The 11,725-nt window shown below is 33.5% G+C and carries 9 protein-coding genes; 6 read left to right on the top strand and 3 right to left on the bottom strand.

Annotated elements, in window-relative coordinates:
- Window position 1: 1 nt before the first annotated feature.
- The 3 genes from VLC96_RS08245 to VLC96_RS08235 all read right to left on the bottom strand — a co-directional run bounded on the left by VLC96_RS08245 (window position 2) and on the right by VLC96_RS08235 (window position 4,669).
- Window positions 2-337: a T9SS type A sorting domain-containing protein gene (locus tag VLC96_RS08245; RefSeq protein WP_325262026.1), complete on the bottom strand. Its 336-nt coding sequence runs from the start codon at window positions 335-337 to the stop codon at window positions 2-4.
- A gap of 103 nt (window positions 338-440) precedes the next feature.
- Window positions 441-1,649, bottom strand: coding sequence for a beta-helix domain-containing protein (locus VLC96_RS08240; protein WP_325262024.1), 1,209 nt, complete (start codon window positions 1,647-1,649; stop codon window positions 441-443).
- 212 nt (window positions 1,650-1,861) lie between these two features.
- On the bottom strand, window positions 1,862-4,669 hold the full coding sequence (locus VLC96_RS08235; protein ID WP_325262023.1) for a TonB-dependent receptor: 2,808 nt from the start codon (window positions 4,667-4,669) through the stop codon (window positions 1,862-1,864).
- A gap of 238 nt (window positions 4,670-4,907) precedes the next feature.
- Here VLC96_RS08235 and VLC96_RS08230 point away from each other — a divergent pair, with 238 nt between their 5' ends.
- From VLC96_RS08230 to pstA, 6 genes are all read left to right on the top strand, one after another.
- Window positions 4,908-5,591, top strand: coding sequence for a response regulator transcription factor (locus VLC96_RS08230; RefSeq protein WP_325262022.1), 684 nt, complete (start codon window positions 4,908-4,910; stop codon window positions 5,589-5,591).
- Between the two features lie 145 nt (window positions 5,592-5,736).
- Window positions 5,737-6,816 carry a sensor histidine kinase gene (locus VLC96_RS08225; RefSeq protein ID WP_325262021.1) on the top strand — a complete coding sequence of 360 codons (1,080 nt, stop codon included), beginning with the start codon at window positions 5,737-5,739 and terminating at the stop codon, window positions 6,814-6,816.
- A gap of 219 nt (window positions 6,817-7,035) precedes the next feature.
- Complete coding sequence (locus tag VLC96_RS08220) at window positions 7,036-8,364, top strand: porin (RefSeq protein WP_325262020.1); 1,329 nt, start codon at window positions 7,036-7,038, stop codon at window positions 8,362-8,364.
- Between the two features lie 205 nt (window positions 8,365-8,569).
- Entirely contained in the window at window positions 8,570-9,403 is an 834-nt protein-coding gene (locus VLC96_RS08215; protein WP_325262019.1) for a PstS family phosphate ABC transporter substrate-binding protein, read from the top strand.
- 77 nt (window positions 9,404-9,480) lie between these two features.
- Entirely contained in the window at window positions 9,481-10,680 is a 1,200-nt protein-coding gene (gene pstC / locus VLC96_RS08210) for a phosphate ABC transporter permease subunit PstC (protein WP_325262018.1), read from the top strand.
- Between the two features lies 1 nt (window position 10,681).
- On the top strand, window positions 10,682-11,626 hold the full coding sequence (pstA, locus tag VLC96_RS08205) for a phosphate ABC transporter permease PstA (protein WP_325262016.1): 945 nt from the start codon (window positions 10,682-10,684) through the stop codon (window positions 11,624-11,626).
- Window positions 11,627-11,725: the final 99 nt, after the last annotated feature.

Genomic DNA, 11,725 nt, shown 5'->3' with positions numbered 1-11,725 from the left:
ATTATCGTATTATTAATTTTCTGCTGCTAGTTGATTCTTCTTCTTTTATTTTTATGATGTAAACTCCAGGTGAAAGATTAGAGACATTTAATTCTTTGTCGCTAATTATGGTTTGCAATACTTTTTTCCCGAGCACATCAAAAATAATAATTTCCTTGTCTAATTCTTTTTTTGAAGAAATATAGACTTTGCCAGCGGTCACAGGATTTGGATACAAATTTAACCCTTCAATTGAAATGTCATCTTGTATTTTTGGCTGCTTACTATCTTGAGCTTTTGCTCCCGAAGTAAAAAAGAATGCCGCTAAGAGTATAATATAAAAGTAGTTTTTTGCCATCAGCTTTGTTTTGTGATATAAAGGTAAATAAAAATAATTATAAAAAAAAAACATCCTGATTTTTAGGATGTTTTTAATTTTTTTTTAACTAAGTAGTAGCTCTTTACAGTTTTGTAAGCAAGTTTACTCCGTCAACTGTACACCATGCACCAGCTGTTAATGAAGCACCTGTAGCGGTATTACTTTGAACAAAAGTACCTGTTGGAAAAGCTACAACAATATCAGCAGTAGCTCCTATTGGTAATATGTTAGTAGTATTTGAGATTTTTACGTTTAATAGTTTAATTTTTGATGTTTTTACTTGGTGGTCATTAGTAGCTACATCAAGGATACTTACTGCACTACCGAAGTAAGTTACTGCAGGTGTTCCAGTTGTAGTGTAATTTCCGTAACCATCTATAATGATATTGCTATATTCACCATTACCTTCTCTCTTGAATTGGAAAGCATCAACTTGATTGTCACCAGCTTCAGGTACATTTCCAGCTTCTCTTCTTAAGGTAATATTAGAAACTTTTGGTCCATAAGCATTGTCATTTGCAGATGCTTCAATTTCCATACCGTAATTTCCTTTTCCAGTTTGATAAGCATACCAGTTTGTATTGGCAGTACCTTGCCATCCATCTTGCCAGTCAAAAGCATCATCATAGTTACCATAAGAAATTGCGTTTGTCATACTCACAGTTCCTCCAAAGAATTCATATCCATCATCAGCACCTTTGTAAGATACCAAGTGATCTAAAGTTGTTCCTGAACCTACTGAGTAAAAAGTGAAACCATTATTTTCTTTCTGACCATCAGCTAATTTTGAACCAGCATATTCTACTCTTGTATATACTAATGATCCACCATTATGAGTAGGATTTGTTCCTCCGTAAGAAATATTATTTCCATCTTCTGATGTCGAACTAGATTTTGCACCAGCAACATTTACTGGAGCATCACCGTACATAATGATTCCACCCCAAGATCCTGGAAGTTTTGATTTTTCTGTAAATACAACTGGTTTGTCAGCAGTTCCTTTTGTGATTAATTTTCCACCTTTCAACACAACTAAGGCGTTGTCTCCAGTAGCTTTATCAATCGTGATTATTGATCCTGCTTCAAAAGTTACGGTTACACCTTCATTGATTTTTACAATTCCTTTTAAAGTATAGTTTCCGTAAGCGTAAGTTATGTCTTTAGTAATTGGACCTGTAATTTCACCTGTAGCTGGTGTAACAACTGGGGTTGGTGTTGGGTCATCGCTACTTGAGCAAGAATTTAAAAATAACCCTGTTACAAGTGCTAAAGCTAAAAATTTTGTTTTCATAGTTTGTTTTATTTGATTTTATTTTTGACAAATGTATGAGCTAAATTACCCTCAAGAGTTATGCTAATATTACATTACAGTTATCAAAAAATAATATTAATGTCAAGAGAATGTTAAGCAAATTAATTTTGTATTAAATAGCTGTTTTTGAGTAGTTTGTATAAAAAAAGCTCCGAAAACGGAGCTTTTGGGTTTAATGTTTTTAATGTTTTTTAAAAAGTATATCCAAGTTTTAATGAGAATCCAATTCCTTTTTTGTAACTATTTGCTAGTAGTGATTGTTCGGCAACTTTTATAGTTCCATCATTTCCGAATTCAAGTTTTCGTAATGGATTTAGCAAGTTGTCTGCAGTGAATTTTACATCAAAATGATCAGATACTTTGCTTCCCCACACAAAATCCAGTTGTTGAACAGGTAATTCGTATGTATGATCTTGACCATTTGTACCTACTGCAAAAATTCTTTTTCCAAAAACACCATATACTAATGACATTGTATTAGTCCAATCTTTGCTTAGATTAAATTCATATTTCAAATCTGAATTTACTAACCAATCTGATGCACCTTGTAATGATCTTGATTGATGCGTTTCTATCGAAGGCTTTACAGTAATAATTCCATCTTCATCAATCGATTCAAATGTTGGACTTACAGTAACTTTTGATGACATTAAAGTAGCATTCAATCCCCATGAAAAGCTTGATAAATTTTCTGAAATTCGTTCTAAACTTAAAATTAATTCAGCTTCTGCACCAAATAAATTTGCGCTGTCAGAATTCAAAAAGGTGGTAACTGTTCCAGTTGTGGCATTCGAAATAAATGTTTTTTCGATTGGGTTTATAATGTGTTTTCCAAATAATCCAATGGCAAACATTTCTTTTGCTGTTGGGAATAATTCATATTTTAAATCGGCATTGTAATTATCGCTATTTTTCAAAATTGAATTTCCTTGAGTAGAAGTTCCATCGGCATTTATGTATGATATTGGGAAAGCTTCCATGATAACTGGACGAGTATAGGTCTTACTTGCGGCAAAACGGAAGTTAGCTGTTTCCGTCAACAAATATTTTAGGTTTAAAGAAGGTAAAAAATAAGTGTTGTCATATTTCAATATTTTAAAAGGAGCGTCAAAAGAACCTAAAGGTCTATAATGTGTCTCTTTAGTGGCATTTTCAAATCGAAGACCTCCATTAAGTTCAAATTTTTCTCCAAATTTCAAAAATAAGTTAGCATAACCTGCATTAACCATTTCATCAAGTTTAACTTTGTAGGTCGCATTCGAGCTTTCGCTAAAAACCACTTTATTTGCTAAAATGTCACTAGTAATTTGATCGTCAATATTATTTATGTTTGATGAAAAGCCGTTACCAGCACTGGCAACAAAACGATAAGATGATTCCATCATATTTCCATTACCATTATAACCAACAGTAAGTTTGTTTTGCTTGTCGTTATTACCGAATTTTAAATTATACTCTACCATAGCTGAGTAAAATGAATTTCCATCAATAGTTAAATACTGGCGCAAGAAATTATTTCCTCCATATGAAGTACTGATTACATCGTCATTTTGCTTAACCCCTGTGAAAAATTTTCTATCAGGTTGCTCATATTTTGTTACTGCAAATGAAGCACCAGCTTTAATGGTCTGATTTTTATCTTTTGTTAATGCATAATCGCCAAATAATTGACCATTCAAATAGTCACTTTTATCCAATTGATTGGTGCGAATAAGCGTGTGTTGCTCTGCAGTTCCGCCGGATTGACCAAATTGATCTTTAATAGAGTTTAGAGTGGTTCTGATGTACATGGTATTGAAAGATAATTTAAGTCTATCATTTCCATAATTTAATCCAACCAATGCTGAGTTTGTGGTTTTAAAACGATAATCAGTGCTGATGAAATTATTAACATATTTTGAACCAGAAGTTTGTAAATCTATCGTTCTATCAACTCCTTCTCTTACAGAAAAATTATTGTCATAATTTATAGAAAGTAAATAGGAGAAATTTTGATTATTGTTCAAATTAAATTTTTCACTATGCAAAAGATTAATACTTGTGTTCAGAGGGCTTTTGTTTTCTTTTACACTAAAACCTTTGTCATTACTTATTGAGTTTAATGCTTGATCTGTTGTAAAAGTTTGACGCGAACCTGTATCTCCAAGAAAGCCAGGAAGAGCTCTTTCGCTTCCATTAAAACCCCAAAAACCTTTTGTAGTTTCAGCATCTTGGGCCAGCAAGAAATCGCTAAGACTGTTTCCTGTTGTATAACCAAAACCAAGATTCAGTTTAGTAATGCTTTTGGTGACTTTAGAAGTTTGAATATTGAAAGTTCCACCAGCAAAATCGCCATAAATATTTGGGTTGAATGTTTTGTATACGTCAATTACTCCAACAATATTCGTTGGAAACAAATCCAAAGGAACAATTTTTGAAAACGGGTTGTTAGTAGGAGCAGCCAAATCATTAATCAATAAATTATTGTAACGATCTTCTAATCCACGTACAAATAATCCTCGAGAACCTACTTTAGTGATTCCGGTGATTTTAGTTAAACCTTCCTCAACATCGCTTACGCCTTTACGTGACATTTCCTGTGCCCCAATACTTTGTTTGATGACAACGGCTTGTTTTTGTTCTAATAATAAAGCGGTTTCTTTTTCTCTCCCGCCGCCAGTAGATTTAACTACTACATCTTTTAATTTGTAACTGCCAGATCCTATCGAATTATTTAAGGTTACGGTTTGATTAGCCGCAACAGTAACCGGAGCTTCTACAGATTCGTATCCTACAAAGCTGAATTTAATTGTATAAGTTCCTGGTTCAACTGTAAGTGTATATTTTCCTTCTATATCTGTGTTAACACCTATTTTTGTACCTTTAATCAAAACATTAGCAAAAGGTAATGGCTGATTGTTCGAATCTTTGTCTAATAAAACACCTGTGATAGTTCCTTTGTTTTGTGAAAAACTAATTGCACAAATGAATAATGTAAAGAATAGAAATTTTAATTTCATTTTTAGTTGTTTTTATTTTTCTGCAAATAAATGGCAGGATTCTAGTCTTTGTGTTAACTTCCCGTTATGAATGAATATCAAAATTATTATGAAATTGTTAACATATTAAATTAAGGTTAAGTCCTCAGTTTTGATATTGTTAATAATTGTTTATTGTTACTTTTACACTGCAATTAAAAGTTATTGTATCTTTAATAAGATTTATACAATAGAAAAACTTAAGATTTTTGCTATTAATATGAAGAAGAAAAACACCAAAATTCTTCTGGTCGATGATGAACCAGATGTTTTAGAAATTGTAGGTTATAATTTAGCACAAGAGGGTTATCAAATTGTTACCGCTGTAAATGGTAAAGATGCTATCGAAAAAGCTAGAAAAGAATTGCCAAGTCTCATTATAATGGATGTTATGATGCCAGAAATGGACGGTATGGAAGCTTGCGAAAATATTAGAAAAATTCCTGAGTTAAATAATACAATCATCACTTTCCTTACTGCAAGAAATGAAGATTATTCTCAAGTCGCCGGTTTTGATGCTGGCGCTGATGATTATATTACTAAACCAATAAAACCAAAATTATTGGTCAGTAAGGTGAAAGCTTTATTGAGAAGACTAAAAGAGCAAGACCAAAATAGCGAAACTCTAAATGTTGGCGGAATCGAAATTAACCGTGAAGAATATAAAATCATTAAAGATACTTTTGAAATTGCTTTACCAAGAAAAGAGTTCGAATTGTTTTATCTTTTAGCATCCAAACCTGGAAAAGTTTTTAAGAGAGAAGAAATTCTGGATAAAGTTTGGGGTAATGATGTTGTTGTAGGTGGACGAACTATTGATGTTCACATTAGAAAACTTCGCGAAAAAATCGGTGATGACCTTTTTAAAACCATAAAAGGAGTAGGATATAAATTTGAAATTTAAATTTTTTAAGTTTCCAAGATTCTAAGTTGCTGAGTTCCTAAGAGCCTCAGCAACTATTTTTTTTTAAATTTCTAAATATTAGTGAGTGCTTTTAAAAACTTTGAACCTTAGAATCTTAGCAACTCAGCAACTTTAAAGATCAACCATGAAAATCAATTTCAAAAAAAGTTACAAGTTTGCTCTAAAATCGGCCTTGTATATCAGTATGTTTGTGGCAGGACTTAGTATGATGCTTGCTTCATCGTTATATAAAGCACCGTTCAATATTGTATTATTCTCGGGATTTATTAGTCTTTTTTGTGTTTATGTGTTTGCGTTTTTTGTTTTGCAATATCGTGTAGAACGCTTTATATATCGAAGAGTCAAAAAGATTTATGATGATGTTTCGCTGTTAGAATCCAGTACATTTATCAATAAGCCAATCAATACAGATATGGAAACTTTGACTCGAGAGGTAAAGAAATTTGCTACCGATAAAAAGTTGGAAATTGAAATGCTGCAAATACGCGAGGAATACCGAAGAGAGTTTTTAGGAAATGTTTCTCATGAACTCAAAACACCGTTGTTTACCGTTCAGGGCTATTTGTCGACACTCCTTGATGGCGCAATGGACGATAAAACCATCAGAAAAAAATACCTAAAACGTGCCGAAAAAGGAGTTGAACGCTTAATTTATATTGTCGAAGATTTGGATATGATTACCAAATTAGAATCGGGTGATTTGAATCTTGAGTTTACAAAATTTGATATTGTCAAACTTATTCAGAATGTTTTTGATTTATTAGAGATGAAAGCTGATAAAAACAATATCACTCTGGCGTTTGAAAACGAGAATATTAAACCCATTTTTGTAAATGGTGATAAAGATAAGATTCAGCAAGTGGTTGAAAATTTACTGGTCAACTCCATAAAATATGGAAAAGATGGTGGTCTGACTGAAGTTTCGATTGTTAATTTAACCAATAAAAAAGTATTGGTACGCATTTCTGATAACGGAGAAGGTATAGAAGCGCAAAATGTACCACGTATTTTCGAACGTTTTTACAGAGTTGACAAAAGTGGTTCCCGCACCGAAGGAGGATCAGGTTTGGGACTTTCTATCGTAAAACATATTATCGAAGCACATAAAGAGAAAATTTATGTTGAAAGCGAATTCGGAGTAGGTTCTGAATTTTCATTTACACTTGAAAAAACTTTCATAACTGATCAATATGGCCTAAAATAGATTGCAATTAAACATTTAGTAATATTGATAAACAGATTTAAAAAATAGTTATATTTGTTTGATTGCTAAGTGAATAAAGTGTTTTTTTTAAAAAAATAAAAATTTCATCTACAACAAAAAACACCTCATAACATTAAATTGTTTTGTAAATAACATTGTGTTAACGTTATCTTAACATAACGGCTTCACCTTTGCAAAAAAATTAATCATATAGTAAAAATGAAAAAAATTTTATTTGCAGGTTTATTAACCATGTCGTTTGTCGCTAATGCGCAAATTGGCAACAAAGACGAAATCAAAAAAGAAGTGGTTCGTATCATGGATTCGATAAACACCGCTAATAAAGCAAAACAACTTGAAAGCGATAAGGTAGCTCAGGAAAAAGAAGAAAAAGAAAAGGAGGCGTGGTACAGGAGAATTTCATTGCGAGGTTATATCCAAGTTCGATACAATGGATTATTTTCTACCAATGATAAAGTATCTTGTGAGCAATGTGACAAATCTTGGGGAACTACTTCTACAGAGCCTGATGCTAAATCCAATAATGGTTTTTTCATAAGACGTGCGCGTTTGGTCTTTTCGGGGCAAATCCATCCTAATGTTTTTATTTACATTCAACCTGATTTCGCCAGCTCGCCTTCATCTGGAGTTAATAATTTTGCGCAACTTAGAGATGCTTACGCAGATATTTCATTTGATAAAAAAAGAGAATATAGAGTAAGAGTCGGACAAAGTAAAGTGCCTTTTGGTTTTGAAAATTTGCAATCAAGCCAAAACCGTTTGACTTTAGATCGTAATGATGCTCTTAATAGCGCAATACCAAACGAAAGAGATTTAGGAGTGTTTTTTTACTGGGCTCCAAGTGAAATCAGAGAACGCTTCGCAATGCTCGTAAAAGATGGCTACAAAGGTTCCGGAGATTATGGAGTGTTTGCTTTTGGAGCTTATAATGGTGCCAATGTAAACAAACCTGAAACCAATAGAAATTTGCATGTCGTTGCCAGAGTAACCTATCCATTTGTTATCGGAAACCAAATAATAGAACCTGGAATACAGGCATATACTGGTAAATGGGCTTTTACAAGTGAAATTTCTAATGGCGTAATCACCAATTTTGACAAGCAATATGTGACTGACCAAAGAGTTGGCGCTACTTTTGTATTGTATCCAAAACCATTTGGAATTCAAACAGAGTATAATATCGGCAAAGGACCTCGTTATGACAAGCTTACCAATGCTGTTGAAGTTTCTGATTTGAATGGCGGTTACATAACGTTGAATTACAAATGGGACATTTCATTAGAAAAACATCATTTTCTCTATCCTTTTGCCAAGTTCCAATATTATGACGGTGGGAAAAAATATGAAAAGGATGCCAGAAGTTATATTGTAAGAGATTATGAATTTGGTCTGGAATGGCAACCAATTAAAGCTTTTGAACTAGTGGCTGAATGGGTTGTTGCCGACAGAACTTTTGAGGATAGTGAACTCCCAAACAATAGACAACAAGGAAATTTGTTGCGTTTGCAAGCACAGATTAATTTTTAGATTAGTATAAAAAAACGATAAGATCTTGTTTAAAAAAAGGCTATTTCGCAGTTGTGAAATAGCCTTTTTTACAATTTTACTTTTTACTTTTATTGTTACTAAATTATTTCCTAAAAACACAAATGGTAAAGATTGAATAATATTTACTTAACACAGCCTTAATATGTTAGTAGTATTTTTGTTTAAATTAAAACACATTTAAACAATGAATAAAACTAAATTAAAATACCTAATTCTCTTAGCCATAGCAATGACTATTGGATATTCGTTTACTACTTTGAATAAAATAACAATCAAAGGCTCTGATACCATGGTTATTTTATCTCAAAAATGGGCTGAGGTATATATGAAAAAAAATCCTGGAACAACCATTCAGGTTACTGGTGGAGGATCAGGTGTTGGTTTGGCCGCATTAATCAATGGTTCTACTGATATTGCCAATTCAAGTCGTCCAATTAAGCCAGCGGAATTAGAAAAAATTAAAGCAAAATATAATAAAAACGGAATCGAAATTGCTTGTGCAAAAGATGGCTTATCTGTTTTTTTAAACAAAGGAAATAGCGTTTCAGAATTGACAATACAGCAAATAGGCGATATTTTTTCAGGAAAAATTACCAATTGGAAACAAGTTGGTGGTGCTGATGCCAAAATTCAATTGTATGGAAGAGAAAGCAGTTCAGGAACATTTGAGTTTTTCAAAGAACATGTCGTAAAAACCGATTTCTCCAGAACTTGTCAAACTTTGCCAGGAACTGCAGCAATTGTAAATGCTGTAAAGAAAGACAAATACAGCATCGGTTATGGTGGTGCAGCTTATGCCGAAGGCGTTAAAGACTGTGCGGTTAAAAAAGATGCCAAAACCAAAGGCGTTTTGCCAACTGCAACAACCATAAAAAACAAAACATATCCAATTTCGAGGTACTTGTATATGTACCTAAAATCGAAACCAACAGGCGAAACTAAAGCTTTTGTTGATTGGGTTTTGAGTCCGGAAGGTCAAAGCCTTATTGCCGACGTTGGGTATTATCCTTTAAAATAATAGATAAAATATCCCTTGTTTTTATATCGAAATGAGGGATGTTTTTTTTATACAGTTCGAATTCCTAAATAAATTAAATGAATTCTCAAATCCCTCCATTAACCAATACTTTTACTAAGGAAAGTTTAAAAAAGCAATTCAGACTCTCTGAGTTTCTTGCTGAAAAAATCATTGCTTCAGTTGCTTTTTTATCGATAGCAACGATCTTTTTAATTTTCATTTTTGTTTTTAAAGAATCAATTCCGTTGTTTACTTCTAAAACAGACTCGAAAACAATAACAGAAGTTCAAACCACAGAAAAACCTGAAACCTATGGCACTGGAACTTCCGAAGAGCTAAAACCAGAAACATACGGCGCAACTACCGAAGAGTTAAAGCCAGAAACTTATGGGTCAGAATCTGCGTCCAATGAGGATTTGAAGCCTGAATCTTATGGAGATACTCCAACAGAAGACTTAACAGTTCCATCAACTGATGAAAACACAAAAGTAGCTCCGCCAAATCAACAAGGGGCAGATAAAACGTGGAGTACATTTTTTAGTTCAGAGTGGGTTCCAGTGTCTGATAATCCAAGATTTGGATTGTTAGCATTGTTAATTGGTACTTTAAAAGTAACCATTATTGCTATGCTCATTGCGGGTCCTTTGGCAGTTTTAGCTGCATTATACACTTCTTGTTTTGCATCAAAACGCGTGAAGGAAATTATTAAGCCTATTATCGAAATGCTGGCAGCTTTTCCGTCTGTAGTTATTGGTTTTTTTGCTTTGATGGTTTTGGCCAGTTTTTTTCAGGATATTTTTGGATATGAGTCTAGATTGAACGCTTTTATTGGTGGTGTTGCTATGGCTTTGTCCGCAATTCCAATTATTTATACCATTTCGGAAGATGCTTTGTCAGCGGTTCCCAAAACTTATAGTGAAGCGAGTTTGGCGTTGGGCGGTAGCAAATGGCAAACTGCTTTTTTTGTGATTTTACCAGCGGCAACGCCGGGAATTTTTGCAGCATTATTATTAGGTATTGGAAGAGTTTTTGGCGAAACAATGATTGCACTTATGGCAACTGGAAATGCGGCTTTAACATCTGCTAACCCTTTTGAAAGTGTACGAACTTTTGCAGCGACCATTGGTTCGGAAATGGCCGAAACCGTTTTTGGCGAAACCCATTACAGCGTGTTGTTTTTTATAGGGTCATTACTTTTTGTATTCTCGTTTGCTTTAAATGCAATAGCCGAGTTTTATATAAAAGGCAAATTATTGAAAAAATTCCAAGGTAAATAATATGGAAGCAGTTTTGAATCAAACAGAGAATCATTTTTTTTCAAGCAAAAAAAATAACTCGGAGGCCAAAGGTAAATTTTTCATTGGACTTACTAAATTGGCGGTAATCCTTATTATTGCAATCCTTTTTGTTATTCTAGGAATTATTATTTATCAAGGGAGAACTAAATTTTCATGGGATTTTATTTCTTCTTTTCCAACAAATGGAATGACCGAAGGCGGAATTTTTCCTGCTTTAATCGGAACTTTTATTTTGGTAATCGTAATGTCTATTGCTGCGGTACCTTTTGGAACTATTACAGCACTTTATCTAACAGAATATGCTCATGAAAGTTCCAAATTTGCAGCAGCAGTACGATTCTCTGTTCGTACTTTGGCAGTTGTACCTTCTATCATTTTTGGACTTTTTGGATTGGGTTTTTTTATACAGTTTATAGGGGCAGGGGCTGACACCGTTCTCAACGATGGGCAATTACGATGGGGACAACCTAATATTCTTTGGGCAAGTTTAACCATGTCGTTATTGACTTTACCTGTGATTATTGTTTCTGTTGAAGAAGCATTAAAAACAATTCCTCGCGAACTAAGAGAAGCAAGTCTGGCACTTGGCGCAACAAAATGGCAAACGATCTGGAAAATAATTCTGCCAGAATCTATATCAGGAATTATGACGGGAACTATTCTTGCCGTAAGCAGAGGTGCTGGTGAGGTTGCCCCAATTTTATTTACCGGAGCTGCTTATTATTTGGCAACACTTCCAGGTTCTTTGAGCGATCAGTTTATGAATTTGGGGTATCATATTTACATTATGTCGACCCAATCTTCGGATGTGGAGAAAACGATGCCGATACAGTTTGCTACAACTTTGGTATTGCTGATTTTGACATTGTCCTTGAATATAGTAGCGGTAATTATTAGATCTAGAATAAGAAGAAAAGCAAAATAAGTCCTTAGTTCTTAGTGATAAGTCCTTAGTTTTTGGTAATTAAGGAACACAACAAATAAATGTAAATATCGATTTTTTACTTTTAAAGTCAATCACTAA

Source organism: Flavobacterium sp. (genome assembly GCF_035456085.1).
GTDB lineage: Bacteria > Bacteroidota > Bacteroidia > Flavobacteriales > Flavobacteriaceae > Flavobacterium.
The sequence above is the reverse complement of the archived record's forward strand: the minus strand, read 5'-3'. Positions and strand labels throughout refer to the sequence as shown.